Raw genomic sequence first — 17722 nt, 5'->3', positions numbered from 1 at the left:
GGCAGACGGAATGCACCACCCCGGCGCGCGCCCCGGCCCCCTGGCGGCACGTTGCCGCCACATGCGGCGATCAGCTCATATCAGGCCTTTTCCCGGATGATCAGCCCCTTGAGCTCGTCGAGGACTTTGGCGATCTTGAGGATTTCCTCGGCGGGAATCTGCCGGATCACCTCGCCGTTTTCCCGTGCCAGGACCTTGACGACCGTTCTGTTGGTGTCCTTGTCCACGGAAAATTCAAGATCGCGGCTGACCGACTCGATGAACGCATTGATCCGTTCAGCCGCCTCCTTGACCCGTTCCTCTTCGCTCTTGCCCTTGTCCTTCTCGGGCTCGCGGGTCTGCTCCACGGGCCGTTGAGCATGTTTCCCCTCTCCATCCTGCCGCGACTTGGCCACAATTGCCGGAACAACCGCAACCGCGGATGGTCCTGTCCCACTGGTGGCTTCGATATTCATGGCATCTCTCCCTGAGAATATAACACTCCCTATGACCACATATCGGAATGCCGCAGGGAAACTTTAGAAAAAAACGTCTAACCCGGGAAAAACCCTCTGCAGTCCCGGCATCCATGAAGCTGGACCGATACCCAATTCCAGGAATTAACACATGTCTATGGATTCATAGCGTAAAAGGCTGGCCCTCGAACACGCGGCGCACTCGCCCCTCCCACCGGACTTATCATCTTGTTTTTCAACGTGGAACGTACTATCACGCTTACACCCGAGGGCTCGAACAGCACCGGAAGCTTCGATGGAGAGCGCGACCTCCCTCCCCCCGCCACGGGCACATGAGTCAAAGCACTGACATACAAACATGAACGATGCCTGGGCGTGGGACGCCGCCGGACTGACAAAGGAAACGCAGCAGGTTGCTGCCTGGGTCAAGTGTGCCGGATCAGGATGTGCGACAGGATCCTATACCTGGGTCGCAAGCGATGGCTCTGAATGCAATCTCCCAGGTCAACAGCACCAATGCCCGAGGCTCTCTTCACGGCCTCGATCATATTCGCTCCATCATCTGCCATCCAAACTACGCATGGTCGTGGAAACAACCGCATGGCGCGCAACGCTCAGACGCCACAATGAGTCAACTTTCCGTCCTCCCACCCCCCCACTCAAAACATCTCGATATTTCAACATATTTTCCGCATGGCATTACAGTTGCTATCTAGCTTCCAGCAATTATCCCATGGGAGACATTTCATCTAAGGTCGGGAGCTGTCATGAAAGTCGTGATCTTTGCCGGAGGCCTGGGAACAAGGATTTCCGAGGAATCCTACCTGAAACCGAAGCCGATGATTGAAATCGGCGAGAAGCCAATTCTTTGGCACCTCATGAAAATCTACGAGACCCAGGGGTTCAACGAATTCATCATATGCCTCGGATACAAAGGATTCATGATCAAGCAGTACTTCATGAATTACTACCTCTACAATTCCGACGTTACCTTCAACCTGCAGACCAACAGTTTCGAGATTCATCAAACCAATACGGAAAAATTCCGTGTCACGTTGGTTGAAACGGGACTCAATACTCTCACCGCCGGGCGGCTCAAGAGAGTCAGGCAGTACGTGGGCAAAGAAGAATTTCTCCTCACCTATGGCGATGGCTTGGCCGACGTCAACCTCCAGGAACTGATTTCGTTCCACCGGTCTCACGGCAAAATTGCCACTGTGACGGCAGTACAGCCCGCCGGCCGTTTCGGGCTTCTCGGCCTGGATGACGACAACCGGGTATCGAGCTTCAAGGAAAAGCCGCTCGGTGACGGCGGCTGGATCAACGGGGGGTTCTTTGTATTGAAACCGGAGGTGTTCTCCTACCTCCCCGATGATGCCGATCTCACGATGTGGGAACAGACCCCCCTGGAAGAGCTGGCGCACGCTCACGAACTCGTAGCGTACAAGCATCATGGCTTCTGGAAATGTATGGACGCCCTCCGCGACAAGGAAGAACTTGAACGGATGTGGCAATCGGGCCAGGCCCTTTGGAAGATCTGGAAATGACGAGACAATTCTGGAATGGAAGACCAGTGTTTATTACCGGCCATACCGGTTTCAAGGGGGGATGGCTTTCGCTCCTTCTCAAGCGTTACGGCAGCCATGTTTCTGGCTATGCACTTGAGCCTGCTCACGAAAACGGCATCTTTGCCTCCGCCCGAATAGCCGATGCACTGGCCGCGTCGACCATCGCCGACATCAGGGATGGAGCACAGCTTAAACGGGCCATGTCGAGCGCTGCCCCCGAAATTGCGTTTCATCTGGCTGCCCAGCCCTTGGTGCGCGCATCTTACAATGACCCTGTGAACACCTACGAAACAAACGTCATGGGGACCGTAAACTTCCTGGAGGCTGTCAGGGAGGTCCCTTCCGTTCGCGTCGCAATCGTTGTCACGAGCGACAAGTGCTATGAAAACAATGAGTCTTCCGTGCCTTTTCGCGAGGATGACCCAATGGGTGGCAGCGACCCGTACTCCAACAGCAAAGGGTGTGCTGAATTGGTGGTTTCGGCGTACCGCCGCTCATTTTTCTCCAATTCTCCAACACGCGTCGCAACGGTGCGTGCCGGAAACGTCATCGGCGGCGGGGACTGGGCTACAGATCGCCTCATCCCTGACCTTGTCCGCACCTTTACCGAACGCGAAACTCTTCTGCTTCGATATCCCAACGCAGTCCGGCCCTGGCAGCACGTCTTGGAACCACTCTGCGGATATCTGACTCTGGCGGAGTACTTGTGGAATAATGGAGGATCATATCCCGGAGGATGGAACTTCGGGCCAGCACGGGAAGACACGAGGACGGTACTTGATGTGGTCCGCATTGCAGCGGGCCTGTGGGAGAAAGGTGCTTCTTGGGCACTGGACAAGGTGCTTAACCCAGGGGAAGCCCACCATCTGAGTCTCGACTGTTCGCGTGCACGCTCCGTTCTCGGTTGGACTCCGGCCCTGTCACTCGAAGAGGCGCTCCATTGGACAATTGCGTGGTATCTGGGCTGTGATGACGGAACCACCGACATGCGGATGTTCACCGAAAGGCAAATTGACGATTATGAGTATCGTGTGTGCAGCTCTCGGAGGGAAGCTGCCATCGGGGGACAGCATGCATGACGAAAGGGAAGCCAGGCTGAGACACAAGGTGATTGACGCTGCCTTGGACTATTACAACCAGGTCCATGCGACACGGAAAGCCTTTTCGCCAGGCGATCGGATATCGTATGGCGGCCGCGTCTTCGACGGGCAGGAATTGGTGAACCTTATTGACGCATCACTTGATTTCTGGCTGACCACAGGACGTTACGCCGACCAGTTCGAGCACGGCTTCGCCAGACACCTTGGGACAAAGCACTGCCTGCTCGTAAATTCAGGGTCATCCGCAAACTTGCTCGCCTTCATGGCACTTACATCGCCAAAGCTCGGAGACAGGCGTATTCGGCGGGGCGATGAAGTCATCACCGTAGCAGCCGGCTTCCCGACAACCGTTGCCCCGATCATCCAGTTCGGCGCAATCCCGGTATTCGTCGATGTCACCTTGCCTACCTACAACATCGATGTTACGCGACTCGACGAGGCATTGTCCCCTCGTACCAAGGCCGTCATGGTGGCCCATACCCTGGGGAACCCCTTTGACCTGGGGGCAATTCGATCGTTCTGTGACCACAACGGCCTCTGGCTCATCGAGGACAACTGCGATGCCCTCGGATCGCGGTACGTTATCGACGGCACTTGGCGTAACACCGGCACAATCGGGCATTTTGGCACCTTCAGCTTCTACCCCCCGCATCACATGACCATGGGCGAGGGAGGAGCGATTTGCACCAACGACGACCAGCTGAAGCGAATAGTTGCGTCACTCCGGGACTGGGGGCGCGACTGCTGGTGCCCTTCGGGCAGGGACGACACCTGCGGCAACCGGTTCGCACGGCAGTACGGCGAGCTGCCATCAGGTTATGACCACAAATATGTTTACTCACACTTCGGCTATAACCTCAAAGTCACCGAAATGCAGGCGGCGATCGGCTGCGCGCAGCTTGAAAAGCTTCCGGCCTTCATTGAAGCCCGGAAAAAGAACTGGCAGCTCCTCCGCAACGGCCTTGCTGACCTGGAAGAATTTTTTGTGTTGCCGGAAGCGATGAAAGAGAGCGATCCCTCATGGTTCGGCTTTCTGTTGACCGTGCGGGATGGAAAGATCGTCTCCCGTGACCGGCTCGTCGAGCATCTGGAGAAAAACGGCATTCAGACCAGAATGCTCTTTGCCGGCAATCTGATTAAACACCCCTGCTTCGATGAAATGCGGAGGGATGGGACGGGCTATCGTGTTATAGGCAATCTGCCTGTTACCGATCGGATCATGCGGGATACCTTGTGGCTTGGAGTCTATCCAGGGTTGAACGAGGCGATGATCGACCACATGATCGCTACAATCCGCTGCCTTATGGGGGCCGCGCGGTGATGGATTTCAGAGAAACCGATATTCCTGGTTGCGTCGAAATCACCCCTCGAATCCTGAGGGACGAACGGGGGACGTTCGTCAAAACCTTCCATCGCGAGATGTTTGCGATGCAGGGGCTGAACACCGCGTGGGCTGAGGAGTACTACTCTGTATCGCACCGGGGAGTGTTGCGCGGCCTTCACTTCCAGCTTCCGCCCCATGACCATGACAAGCTGGTTTACTGCACCCGGGGCTCGGTTTTGGATGCGGCCCTGGATTTGCGGAGAGGGTCGCCGACCTACGGCGGCCATGTCCTGCTGGAGCTCAGTGCAACGGCCGGCAACATGCTCTATCTCCCTCGTGGGCTGGCTCACGGCTTTTACGTGCAGAGCGAATCGGCGACCCTGATCTACAAAGTCACCTCGGTGTATGCGCCCCAGCATGACGCCGGCATCCTGTGGAATTCCGCCGGCATCCCCTGGCCCGACAACGCCCCGACCCTCTCCCCGCGAGATGCCGGCTTCGGCTCCTTTAACGGCTTTGCAAGCCCTTTTGAGTACCAGGACCGGAGAGGGGCGGCATGAGGATTCTGGTCACTGGAGCTTCGGGCTTCGTTGGTTGCCATGTGGTGACGGCTCTCCTGGAGAAAGGGCATCGGGTGACTGCCGTGGCCCGCGATCCGCAGCGGGCGTCTCAGGCTCCCTGGCATGGCCGTGCGACCTTTCTGGCCGCCGACATCCATGCTCCGGGATGCGCCGAGCGGCTCGAAGCCTCTCATTTTGACGCCGTCGTGCATCTGGCCTGGCCGGGGCTGCCCAACTACGCGGCCCTGACCCACCTGGACCGGACGCTTCCGGCCGAGTGCCGGTTTCTGGGCGAGTTGGTCCGGGCCGGGGTCAGGCAACTTCTGGTTTCCGGCACCTGCTTCGAATACGGCCTTGCTTCCGGCTGTCTCAACGAGTCAACCCCGTCGCAACCGGTAACCGCCTACGGCATGGCTAAAAACACCCTGCGGGGTTATTTGGAGATCCTCCAGAAATCCCACCCCTTCCGACTTCAGTGGGCAAGGCTTTTCTACATGCATGGCCGGGGACAGAACCCCGGAAGCCTCCTGCCCCAACTTGATGCAGCGCTGGCCGGAGGCCAGCCCGTTTTCAATCTATCCGGCGGAGAACAGTTGCGAGATTATCTGCCGGTCGAAGAGGTGGCTACCCGCCTGGTCGCATTGCTGGAGCATCCAGGCTTTGACGGCATCGTCAATATTTGCAGCGGAAAGCCGATTTCGGTGCGCCGCCTGGTAGAAGAACATGTTGCCGCTGTCGGGGGCTCCATCCGCTTCAACTTCGGCCATTACCCCTACCCCGATTACGAGCCCATGGCCTTCTGGGGGGATGGCACGCGCTTTTATCACATTCTCAATGACTCTTTGAGATATTCGGAACACCCATTGACAGGAAAACCTTGCCTATGAAAGCTCAAATCAAGCCGCGCATTAACCAGGAAGGACGGACCCGGCTCGAAGAAGTAATCCCGCTGGAAACTCCCTTTGTCCTGTTCGTTGACCCATCGAGCGCCTGCAATTTCCGCTGCAAGTTCTGTCCGAACGGCGATCCGGCACTGATCCGGGAAACCGGTCGGTGGCAGGGGAACATGGACTTCTCCCTGTACCGCAAGATTATCGACGATCTCAAGGCGTTTCCCGAGCCCTTGAAGGTCCTCCGCCTTTACAAGGACGGGGAGCCTTTTCTGAACAAGCGGTTCGCGGACATGGTCCGCTATGCCAAGCAGAGCGGCGTCGCCCGTTTTATCGACACCACCACCAACGGCTCGCTGCTCGATCCCGAAACCATCCGGCCGGTCCTCGACGCCGGCATCGACAGGATCAACATCTCGGTCGATGGACTCTCAGATCAGCAGTTCCTGGAATTTGCCGGGGCTCGTGTGAATTTCGACCGCTTTGTCGACAACATCCGGCATCTCTACGCTATGAAAGGGGAGTGCGAAATCCTCATCAAGATTGCCGGAGATTTTCTCAGTCCGGCGGACAAGGAACGCTTCTTCAGTACGTTCGGCGACTACGCAGACCGTATTTTCATCGAGAATATGGCCCCGTGCTGGCCGGAGTTCGATCTGGCGGACCGCCTTGACGTCCCCATGGATACGGGGATTTACGGCCAGCCGGTCGGTGAAGTTCTGGTCTGTCCCTATATTTTTTATTCCCTTTCGGTGAACTCCGACGGGACGGTCAGCCTCTGCTTTCTCGACTGGGCCCGGAAGCTGATCGTCGGTGACTTGCGCCGGGAGAGCCTCAAGGACATCTGGACCGGTGAGCGGATTCAGTCCCACCGCATCGCGCACCTCCTGGGCCAGCGCAAGCAGGACCCCGTCTGCGGAGATTGCGGCCAACTCACCCATTGCCTTCCCGACAATATCGATCCATTCCGTGACGTCCTGCTGGAGAAGGTTCGGACCTCGAAGCCATGACCGAATCCGTGTCGGTATTGCACCTGACGGCCCACCTGGGGGGCGGCGTGGGTAAGGCCCTCAGCGGTCTCATCCTCAACACGCCCGCGCGGGGGGGGATCCGTCATACCATCGCCTGCCTGGAGCGCCCCGAAAAAACCCAGTTTATCGATCCGCTCATCGCTTCGGGATGTCCTGTGGTGATCGCCCCTGACCATGAAACCCTTTCCGGCCTGATCAAAGAGGCGGACATCGTCCAACTGGAATGGTGGGGACATCCGGCCCCCATTGCCGCACTCTGCAAAGGACCGATGCCGGCACTGCGGTTGCTCCTCTGGTGTCACGTCTCGGGCATTCATACTCCCGTCATTCCTGAAGGGCTGATCCGGTCTGCCCACCGCTGCATCTTTACCTCTCCCTGCACCTACGGAGCCCCTGAAGTCGCCGGGCTCCCACCGGATCAGAAACATAAGCTGGGGGTGGTGCACAGCGCCGGGGGCTTCGAGGGGCTTCAGCCGCCGGAGAGGCAAATTGATGACGCTTTGGCGGCCGGTTATCTGGGAAGCCTGAATTTTGCCAAGTTGCACCCCTCATACGTCGAGTTTTTGACAGCAGTCCAGGTCCCGAATTTCCGGGTCCGGGTGATCGGAGATGAAACCAACCGGGAAATTCTCGAGTGGCAGTGCCGGGAGGCCGGTCGTCCAGAGATGCTTGAGTTCCGCGGGTACAAAACGGATATCGTCTCGGAACTGGCAACCATCAACGTCTTTCCCTACCTCCTCAACCCCCTGCATTACGGAACGTCCGAAAATGCTCTGCTGGAAGCCATGGCCATGGAGGTCGTCCCCATCGTTCTGGACAATCCTGCCGAACGATGTCTGGTCACCGCGGGCGAAACCGGTCTATTTGTACGCAATCCCAACGAGTTCGGGGAGGCTGTCGACTGGCTTTTCCGCAACCCACGGGAACGCGTGCGGTTGGGGCGACAGGCGGCCGCCGCGGTGCGCGACCGCTTTTCCGTGTACCGGTCCGTAAACGCATTCGACGGCCTTTACCGTGAGACGCACAGAGAAGAAAGAAGAGTCTTTGATTTTGAAGCGCTCTTCGGCCGACACCCCGCAGAATGGTTTCTGGCCACCCAACGACTTCCCGAGATTTTTGCGCCGGAAGGAAAGGCATCGCTTGGCACTCTGAGTGCAATGGTCCTCCCTGGGCTTCAAGAAAGAACGAAAGGGACCGTTTTCCACTATGCCGCGTATTTCCCCGAGGATCTTCTCCTGAAGCAGTGGGCTGGCCAACTCGGCAACGCCAATCCTGACAACGATAGGTGATATAGATGTCAAGACTTTCATGCCCGGTGTGCAGGGACTCATCTCCGCGGAACCTTCTTTCTCTCGATTGCGGCAATCTCGACGGTTCCAGCCTTTATCCGACCGTAAGACTAATGGCGTGTTCGGTTTGCGGTCATCACTTCAATGATCTTTCCCCCAACGAAGTTGCCGGATTGGGAAGGTATTACAACAACGAGTATGCCCCTGCCAACCTTAACTCCGTGGTCAAGGAGGGAGATCTTCCCGGAAGTACTGGGAAATTCACCTCGGATCGCTACGATCAGTTGTACCGGCTCATTGCGCCACACGTGAAGGCGAACGGAGCCGTCCTGGATGTTGGCTGCGCAGTGGGAGGCTTCCTGGATTTTCTCAAAACCAGGGGATATTCGCGTCTGTACGGGGTAGATGTGACCCAAGCGTACGTCGAGGCTGCCCGCGAGAAAAATCATGAGATTCAATTGGGTGATGCGGAAAGTCTCCCCTTTGATGCATGGATGTTCGATGCGCTGGTCGTTGAGCAGGTCCTCGAGCACCTGGTGAATCCCGTTATGGCATTCCGTGAGGCCGCGCGGGTGCTCAAACCCGGCGGTGTCCTCTGTATCGGCGTCCCCGATGCTGCCCGGTACGGCGACTTATATTATTTCGACTTCTACTGGCTCCTGATGCGCGAGCACATCCAACACTTCGACATCACCAGCCTGAAGCGCCTCGCATATTCCGAAGGTTTCGACCTGATCGGCTATCAGCAGACCGCTCACCCGATCATGGGAGAAAAGATGGTCATGCCGAACCTTTCGGCAGTGTTTCGCAAGCGCTCCGACGGGGAGGCCCATGGCAGTCCCTGTACATTTGAACCGCCGTCAGTCTCTCTGGAAAACTACGTTCAAGCGGAAACCGAAAGGCTTGAACAGAGACGTCAAGCCCTCAGCCTGATTGCGGCAAGCGGCCGGCCGGTATACGTCTGGGGGGTCGGCAGGGAATTTCTGTATCTCTACGAAGCCGCCGGGTTAAAGAACTGTGCCTTGGCAGGCCTTGTGGATATGAATCCGTTCAAGCGGAAAACCGCGACCATGAACGGACAGAACATATTATCCCCTGAAATCCTTTCCGGGGCCAGCCGTGATGCATGTCTTCTGATAACAGCCATTGCCCACGGAGCATCTATTCGTGAACACATTGAAATTAACAAATTATATACGGGGGAAATTTCCTACCTTTAAGACACGTCCTCAGTCGTGTCGACACTTAAACGCATGGTTGTAAAAAATCCGGAGACTTGGCAAATGAACACAGCTAGCCCTCTTGTCAGTATTGGCGTCGCCATTTATAACGAAGAAAAGTTTCTGCGACAATCGTTGGAATCTATACTTTCACAGGATTATCCCCATATAGAGATCATCATCTCCGACAATGCATCAACCGATAAAACCCATTCAATTTGCAAAGAATTTATAGAAAAAGACTCGCGTATTGCATACTACCGATCCAATGAAAATATTGGTGCACATGCAAATGCGTTTAAAACCATCAATGTGGCAAAAGGGAAGTATTATATGTACGCCCCTGGTCACGATCTCTGGGATCCGACCTTTGTCTCCAAAGCCGTATCCCTCATGGAAGAAGATCCAGAAGTCGTTCTCTGTTATTCTCGAACAATGCGTATTGATATGAATGATAACCCCCTGGGGCCGGCTCATAACAGTTGGGACCTTCGAGGGCTATCACCTGTCGACCGTCTGACGTATCTTGTCAACCACATCTCGGGGGGAGATCCCTGCAATGGATTAATCCGCCTCGAATATCTGAAAAAATTTGATCGTAAATTTGTGTGGGGTTTTGATCAGGTCATGCTCGCCTATTTTACGTTGGCAGGCACCATCGCCCACATCCCTGAGCCTCTGTTTTTCTGGCGGATGACAGACGACGAACGCGTCGAGTCCCGTAAAGCCACCGTCCCTCAGGACAATGACCCGCTGAACAGCCGGAAGATGCTGAGCATGTCCATGACAGAGCTCTGGCGCCAGATGGGGGAAGCAACCATCCAGGTCATCAACGAGTCCGACCTCTCGATGCCTGAAAAGCTCGACTGCAAGGCAGAAGTACGGCAGTGCTTCACCCGCAGATATGGCGTTCAGTGGAACGAGGTCATCCCATACGATTTGAAACAGGACGGCAAGAACGTCCTCATGACCACGTCCGCCCCGCCGAGCCAGACCCCCTTTTCCACCAATGAAAAACGGCCGCCTGTCGGGGTTGGATTCCTCATTTCCGTATTGCGCGATGCCGGACACAACGTCTTCTTCGTAGACAATTACCTCAGCCCCAGCAACTTCCTTGAAACCGACTATATACAGCGTCACCAGATCGATTTTGTCGGCATCTACACCAACACCATCTGCTACCGGGACTCTCTGCGGATGTTTTACCGTCTGGAGGAGATGAGACAGAAGGGGATATGGAAGGGGAAAATCATTGCTGGCGGTCCCCACGCCTCGGTCAGTCCCGAAACCATACCGCCTTTCGTGGACCACATCGTCATCGGCGAGGGCGAGTATGCCATACGTGACATTGTGTCCGGCAAGGTGACGGAGAGGATCGTTCAGTACCCCTCCATTGAGAACCTCGACGAGCTCCCCATGCCGGCCTGGGATTACTTTGCCGAGATGCCCTATGACTGGGGGGGGAACTGGCTGCCGGAAGCGCCTGTTTTCACCATGAATACCAGCCGTGGGTGCCCCTTTGACTGCACGTTCTGCTCCGTGGGCTCCATCTGGGGCCGGCGCTACACCTATTTCAGCGCCGAGCGGGTCGTTGCCGACATCGAGCACGTGGTCAGGAACCACGGGGCAAAGGGAATCTACTTCCGCGAGGACAACTTCACCCTGAACAAAAAGCGGCTGTATGAATTCTGTAACCTGATGATCGAAAGGGGGATCAATATCCCCTGGGTCTGCGAAACCCGCGCATCAAGCCTTGACCGGGAAACGGTCGAACTGATGGCCCGCGCCGGTGCAAAGGGGGCATACATCGGGGTTGAAAGCGGCTCGCAGCGCCTCCTGGACTTTATGCACAAGGCAATCAAGCTTGAGGATGTACGCCAGGCATTCAAACTGTGCCAGGAGTTCGGAATCAATACGGCTGCCAGCATCATCGTCGGGGTACCCACTGAAACGCAGCAGGATCTGCAGATGACCATGGACCTGCTCAGGGAGATCAAGCCTACGGTTACCTGGTTCAATGTGTTCGTGGGCATCCCGAAGAGCAATCTGTACCGGTATGTTCTGGAGCACAAACTCTATGACTATATCGACGATCGGGGGCTGGTTTACCTCAAAGGCCACAATGAGCGGGTTCGTGCCTGGTATGGGCAGACATGGGACGCCGGACTTCCCGTCCAGATTCAGGACGGCATGATCGTTACCCCCAAAGTCAGCGTGATCATGTCTGTCTACAACGGTGAAACCTATCTGTCCGAGGCGATAAAAAGCATTCAAACCCAGTCCTTCAATAATTTCGAGTTTGTCATCGTCAATGACGCCTCGACCGACAGAACGGCCGAAATCCTCCAACATATCGACGATCCAAGAATCAGGGTCCTCACCAACCAGCAGAATCTTGGGCTGACCAAGTCGCTCAACAAGGCGCTGAACCATTGCCGCGGCGAATTCATCGCCCGGATGGATGCCGACGATCTTTCGCACCCCTTGCGGCTGGAAAAACAGGTCGCTTTCCTTGAAAGCCATCCAACCCATGCCCTGGTGGGGAGTTCCTACTATGTGATAGACGAACGGGGCAGAACCACATCCCATGCGGGAGTCCTTACCGAATCTGCCCAGATCAAGGCCGGACTCAAAGATCAGAACTGGTTCGGTCACGGCAGCGTGATGATGCGAAAGTCGGCACTCGGCATGGTTGGAGGGTACGATGAGGAGTTCAGGTATGCCCAGGATTACGACCTGTGGCTGAGGCTTTCGGAACTCTATGACGTGGCAAACATCCATGAACCCCTGTATTTCTGGAGAAATACGGCGCACGCCATATCACGCAGCAAGGCCCGGGAGCAGAAGCATTACGCAGAATTGGCCAAGAAAAATGCCCAGTTACGTATCCTGAATCGCGAAATGCAACAAACCTCTCCGGGATATCCCCTCGTCTCCGTCATCGTCCCCACATACAACCGCCCCGACATGCTCCCGGACACGCTGCGGAGCATCCTTGCGCAGACCTATCCGAACATCGAGATCATCGTGGTGAACGATGCCGGGCAGGACGTGGAACGGATCGTGACAGAAGCGGCGCCCAATGCCGTTTACCTGTGCCACGAACGGAACAGGGGTCTTGCCGGCGCCCGCAACACCGGTATCCGTCACGCCACCGGGAAATACATCGCCTACCTTGATGACGACGACATTTTTTACCCGGAGCACGTGGCAACCCTGGTGACCTTTCTGGAGGGGAGCGATTACGCGGTTGCCTACTCGGACGCTCGGCGCACACACCAGGTTAAAGAGTGTGGTCGGTACACCGTAGTGAAGCGTGATCTCCCCTACAGCGAAGACTTTGACTATGACCGGATCCTGGTGGACAACTTCGTGCCGGTGCTCTGTTTCATGCATGAAAAACAATGCATCGCTGAAAGCGGTTATTTCGACGAAACCCTCCGCCGGCACGAGGACTGGGACCTCTGGATACGGATGTCGCGAAAGTTCCGCTTCGCCCATATTCCCAAGGTAACCGGCGAATATACGTGCCGGGTGGACGGAAGCGGCATGATCACCGGCACCGTTCCGATGTTCCTTGCCACCAAGAGCGCCATCTACACCAAATACCGCAACGTTGCGTCTCTTGACGTCCAGCGGCGCCAGCGGGCCGACATGTGGGAGTTCATGCATCATCTCTACACGTTCCTGGAGACGCGCATAGCGCCGCTTGTACCACTTTTTATGGCGGACAAGAGGGCCGAAGGAGAGACAACGCTTGCCGCACTTGCCGAGACCGGTGCCACGCCGAATCAACTCAAATCAGCCTTGGCGAACCAGCTCGCCTTGGCGTATCTGAAGAGCGGCGCCGTGACCGAAGCAGTAGCCCAGTTTGAGCAGGCTGTGGCGGCAGACGCGATGAATCCTTACGCCAGCCACAATCTGGCCGTAGTCTACCGCAAAACCGGCCGAACCAACGACGCCGCGAAGGTTTTCCGGCAGATTCTGGACCGCAACGAAAGCGAGGTTACTGCTCTCACCGCCTTGGCCGAACTTGCTTCAGAACGAGGCGAGACGGCAGAAGCCCGGGAGCTCTATGGGAGGGTGCTCGCTGTCGAACCGGAGAACAAAGCCGCTGCGGAGTCGCTCGCCAGACTGCCGGCCTGTGGTCCTGCCATGGCGAAAGAGGCGCCTCTACGGGTAGCCGTCTTCTCTTTAGACTTGGAGCAGTATGCCTGTGCCCACATACGAGCCATCGCACCCGGCGAATCTCTCAGGGGCTCCATCGAACTCAAGTGGGGAGTAAGCTTCAGACGCGACCAGGCGGAAATACAGACTTCACTCATCGACTGGGCAGATTTGATCATCATCCAACGCTTCTTCCCAAAAGAGAACACTGTCCCGATCATCAATCGTATCCTCGCAGCGGGAAAGCCGGTCATCTATGAGACCGACGATCTTCTTATCGAAGTGCCGGTGACCAATCCCCACCAGGGATTAGCCGACAACTCCAAACCGTATATTCTCGGCCTGGTCTCGCAAGCCACCGCTGTCACCGTTTCCACTGAGGAGATGAAACGCGCCCTTACCCCGTACCACCGGCAGATCCACGTTCTGCCAAACCTGCTCGATGACCGCCTCTGGAATGTGCCTATGCAGGCTAAACCCTCCGGATCACCGGTGGTGATCGGTTACGCCGGCACCCCGGACCACAAGGCAGACCTGAGGCTTCTGGAGGATGTCTTGGAGCGCATCGCCGCCAAATACGGCAACCGGGTAGCGTTCCGGTTCATGGGATGCGACACGGAACGGATCAAACAGCTTCCGGGATTCTCGTCCATCACTTTTGACCCGGGATACGCCAACTACGCCCACACGATCCGGAAGGCCGGCATCGACATCGGCCTCGTCCCCCTGGAGGACAACCGCTTCAACCGGTGCAAGAGCAACGTCAAGTGGCTCGAATACTCGGCCTGCGGCATCGCCGGCGTCTACGCCGACCTGCCCCCCTACCGTTCCTGCGTGAAGGATGGGGAGACGGGGTTGCTGGTTGCCGGCTACGATGTGGACGCCTGGGTTGCGGCCATCGAAAGCCTCATCGACAACCCGGACCGCCGCCACGCCATGGCCCTGGCAGCCCGCACCGAGGTCCTTGCCAACTACACCCTGAAGAGCCGCGGCCATCTCTTCCTGGACACCTGGCGTCGGATAGCCGGCCGTAGCGACACATCACAAGCCAAGGACCAGGGCATGAACGCATCACCGCAACCGTTCGCGCCGAACACCGCACCGACCGGGGCGGACGCGCCGCAGGTCTCCATCATCATCCCCCTCTACAACAAGGTGGAGTACACCAGGCAGTGCCTGGAGGCCCTGGCCCTCAATACGGAGCAGGCCCTGAACTACGAGGTCATCCTCGTGGACAACGCTTCGAGCGACGGCACCGCCGAGTACCTGCGCACCCTTTCGGGGGACGTGACCATCGTGACCAACCTGAAGAACCTGGGCTTTGCCAAGGCCTGCAACCAGGGGGGGCGGATCGCCCGGGGTCGGTGCCTGGTCTTCCTGAACAACGACACCATCCCCCATCCGGGGTGGCTCGCCGGGCTCCTCAGGGGCGCGGAGCAGGACGGCGCCGACATCGTGGGGGCCAGGCTCCTCTACCCCAACGGCCGGGCCCAGCATGCCGGGGTGGCCTTCAACGAGCAGTCCATCGGCTATCACATCTTCAACGGCTTCCCGGCCGACGCGCCGGCCGTCAACCGCAAGCGGTTCATGCAGTGCGTGACCGCCGCCTGCATGCTGGTGAAACAGGAGCTTTTCGCGGAACTCGGCGGCTTTGACGAAGGGTACGTGAACGGTTTCGAGGATGTGGATTTCTGCCTCCGGGCCGGGGAACGGGGCCGCCGCATCCTCTACGCCCCTGAAAGCGTCCTGATCCACTTCGAGGAGACCAGCGAGGGTCGCAAGGACCACGATACCCCAAACATCCGTCGCTTCCTGGCCCGCTGGGAAGGGAAGGTCCGCTGCGATCATCAGGATATCTACCGTTCCGAAGGGTACCGGGCCGAACGGCAGGCCGACGGCAGGCTGCGCATCTACCAGGCAGACGCGGCGCCTCCGCCGACTGCGGCATCGGCGGCTCCGCAGCAGATCACGCCGACACCGGCCACCGGGCCAGCGGCGACAACACCGTCCGTTTCGGGGCGGGAAAAGGCCCTTGCCCTCAAGGCAGAGGGACGGTACGTGGAGGCCATCGAGCATCTGGTCAAAATAGTGACGGCAGGTGACAACTCCGTGCTCGTCGATCTCGGCGACTGCCTGGCGAGCCTGGAAAAATACGACGACGCCCTGGCCCTTTACGAGGAAAGCCTTGCCCTGTGCCCCACCAACGGACGGGCACTGGTGGGGGTCGGAGTTGTCAGATATATGACACGGCGGATCGCCGAGGCGGCCGATGCCTTCAGCCGGGCACTGGAAGCCGACCCCGCCGACCCGAAGGCCCTTTGCGGCCTGGGCATGGCCCGCTGCGCCCAGGGAAGGAACGCGGAAGGGTTCGAGCTCTACGGCCGGGCGCTTGAGGCCGAGCCGGAGAACCTGACCGCGGTGCACGAATCGGTGAGGCTTGCCTATGAGCTGGGACGCTTCAGCGAGGCGGCCCGGCGGCTTGAGTCATACCTGCGCCATCACCCGGGCGACATCGACATCCTCTTTGCCTGTGCCGGACTCCTCCACATGGCCGGCAGGAACGCCGACGCCCGGAACGCCCTGGAGCGGCTGATGGTGTTCTCCCCCGAGTACAGCGGGGCCATGGAGTTGCTGGCGAAGCTGGAGAGTCGGGACCAGGAGCCGGGCGAAACAGCCACGGAAGCTGAAGCCCGCAGGCTCAAGGAAGACGGAAAGTACGAGGAGGCCCTGGCGGCCTTCTCCCGGGCCGCAGAAGCCGGCGATTCATCGGCCCTGGCCGACATGGGGGACTGCCTCGCCCAGGTGGGACGGCTCGACGAGGCGACCGCCCGGTACCTGGAAGCCCTGGATGCCGACGGAACCGACCTCAAGGCTCTGGTGGGGCTCGGGGTGGTATCGCTGGTCCAGGGGAAACAGGTGAAGGCGGTCACCTGGTTCAACAAAGCCCTCAAGGCGGACCCTGCCAACGCAAAGGCCCTCTGCGGCCTCGGAATGGTCCGGAACATGCAAAACAAGCATGACGAGGCCTTCGGCCTCTTTGCCCGGGCCATGGATACGGACCCCGAGGGGCTCACGGCCCTCCACGAGTTGATCCGGCTCTCCTATGCCACCGGCCGGTTCGACGAGGCGGGAGAACGGCTCGACCGGTACCTGATGCACCACCCGGCCGACCTGGACATGGTCTTTGCCCAGGCAGGCATCCGCTTCAAGGCGGGCCGCTACGCCGAGGCCCTGTCGAGCATCGAGACGGTGCTGCTCTTCGCCTCCGACTATGAAGGGGGGCGGGAATTGCGGGAAGCGATCACCCAAGCCATGTAGTTCTACGTTGTCATGGTTCCACCAGCGGCCCCCTTTACACCAGCAGAGACCACAGATAACGAAGCAGACGCAGGAAAGCGGAATTTTGGCCATGTCCCATTTCGAGAAGAACATAGCGGCCCTGCACCGCCGCAGTCCGCCCCTGGCCGAATGCCTTGAGGCCGTGGCGCCGGCCGGCGGTATCCATCTCGGCGAGGCCCGCAACGGCGAGCCCACTGCCCGTAGCGGCGACGTCTGGCTCCATTCCCCCTACAACCCCGGCCGGGAGGCCCAAGAGTGGGCCCGGGCCCAGGCGGAGCGGTTTCCCCCGGCCGAGCCCCTCACCGTGGTCGGCTTCGGCCTCGGCCATCACCTGCGGGAACTGGCAACCCTCGGCTTCGGCGGCACGGTTATCGAAAAAGACCCGGCGCTGCTGCGGGCGGCCCTGGAGGCGTCGGACCTGGTGACGGTTCTGGAGCGGTTCGAACTGGTGGCCGGGATCCCCGCCGACCTGATCCGCCGCCGCCACAACCGCCTCCTGCGGGGAAATACTACGGCCCATCCGGCCACGGTCCGGATCAGCCCGGATATGGCCACCCTTGCTCAGTACGCCGACGGATATGACCTAGCTGCCCGGGGGGGACTCAAAATCCTGCTGGTGAATCCCATCTACGGCGGCTCGCTGCCGGCGGCCCACCACGCGGCACGGGCCCTGCGGGCACTGGGGCACCAGGTGATCCCCTTCGAGAGCGAACGGCTGGCCGTGGCCATGGATTTCGGCAAGGAATTCATCTTCAACCAGAGCCGCCGGGCATTCCACG

10 protein-coding genes and 2 pseudogenes are annotated in these 17722 nt (G+C 58.4%); 11 read left to right on the top strand and 1 reads right to left on the bottom strand.

Annotated elements, in window-relative coordinates; genetic code table 11:
- Window positions 1-80: 80 nt before the first annotated feature.
- Window positions 81-455, bottom strand: a complete 375-nt coding sequence (locus tag AC6CDK_RS03890; RefSeq protein WP_039646744.1) for a flagellar protein FlaG — start codon at window positions 453-455, stop codon at window positions 81-83.
- A 767-nt stretch (window positions 456-1222) separates the two neighbouring features.
- Here AC6CDK_RS03890 and rfbF point away from each other — a divergent pair.
- The 11 genes and pseudogenes from rfbF to AC6CDK_RS03835 all read left to right on the top strand — a co-directional run.
- Window positions 1223-2002, top strand: a complete 780-nt coding sequence (rfbF, locus tag AC6CDK_RS03885) for a glucose-1-phosphate cytidylyltransferase (protein ID WP_039646746.1) — start codon at window positions 1223-1225, stop codon at window positions 2000-2002.
- Window positions 1999-3102, top strand: a complete 1104-nt coding sequence (gene rfbG / locus AC6CDK_RS03880) for a CDP-glucose 4,6-dehydratase (RefSeq protein ID WP_052269443.1) — start codon at window positions 1999-2001, stop codon at window positions 3100-3102. The genes rfbF and rfbG overlap by 4 nt, the downstream gene beginning before the upstream one ends.
- A complete protein-coding gene (rfbH, locus tag AC6CDK_RS03875; protein WP_039646748.1) occupies window positions 3095-4444 on the top strand; it encodes a lipopolysaccharide biosynthesis protein RfbH in 1350 nt (449 codons plus the stop codon). The genes rfbG and rfbH overlap by 8 nt, the downstream gene beginning before the upstream one ends.
- Window positions 4444-5007 carry a dTDP-4-dehydrorhamnose 3,5-epimerase gene (rfbC, locus tag AC6CDK_RS03870; RefSeq protein WP_192905359.1) on the top strand — a complete coding sequence of 188 codons (564 nt, stop codon included), beginning with the start codon at window positions 4444-4446 and terminating at the stop codon, window positions 5005-5007. The genes rfbH and rfbC overlap by 1 nt, the downstream gene beginning before the upstream one ends.
- Window positions 5004-5894, top strand: coding sequence for an NAD-dependent epimerase/dehydratase family protein (locus AC6CDK_RS03865; RefSeq protein WP_192905360.1), 891 nt, complete (start codon window positions 5004-5006; stop codon window positions 5892-5894). Before rfbC ends, AC6CDK_RS03865 begins: the two co-directional genes overlap by 4 nt.
- Window positions 5891-6907 (top strand): radical SAM/SPASM domain-containing protein, encoded by a 1017-nt coding sequence (locus AC6CDK_RS03860; protein WP_039646754.1) that lies wholly within the window; start codon window positions 5891-5893, stop codon window positions 6905-6907. The genes AC6CDK_RS03865 and AC6CDK_RS03860 overlap by 4 nt, the downstream gene beginning before the upstream one ends.
- Window positions 6908-6954: 47 nt before the next feature.
- Window positions 6955-8217: a glycosyltransferase family 4 protein gene (locus AC6CDK_RS03855; RefSeq protein ID WP_192905361.1), complete on the top strand. Its 1263-nt coding sequence runs from the start codon at window positions 6955-6957 to the stop codon at window positions 8215-8217.
- A gap of 5 nt (window positions 8218-8222) precedes the next feature.
- Window positions 8223-9437 carry a class I SAM-dependent methyltransferase gene (locus tag AC6CDK_RS03850; protein ID WP_192905362.1) on the top strand — a complete coding sequence of 405 codons (1215 nt, stop codon included), beginning with the start codon at window positions 8223-8225 and terminating at the stop codon, window positions 9435-9437.
- 33 nt (window positions 9438-9470) lie between these two features.
- A pseudogene (locus AC6CDK_RS03845) lies at window positions 9471-9899 on the top strand (glycosyltransferase family 2 protein); the annotation flags it as partial.
- A gap of 315 nt (window positions 9900-10214) precedes the next feature.
- Window positions 10215-16922, top strand: coding sequence for a glycosyltransferase (locus AC6CDK_RS03840; protein ID WP_496639725.1), 6708 nt, complete (start codon window positions 10215-10217; stop codon window positions 16920-16922).
- Window positions 16923-17013: 91 nt separating this feature from the next.
- Window positions 17014-17722, top strand: a pseudogene (locus AC6CDK_RS03835) (hypothetical protein); the annotation flags it as partial.

Source organism: Geobacter sp. PheSNFMC, assembly GCF_059620965.1.
The sequence above is the reverse complement of the archived record's forward strand: the minus strand, read 5'-3'. Positions and strand labels throughout refer to the sequence as shown.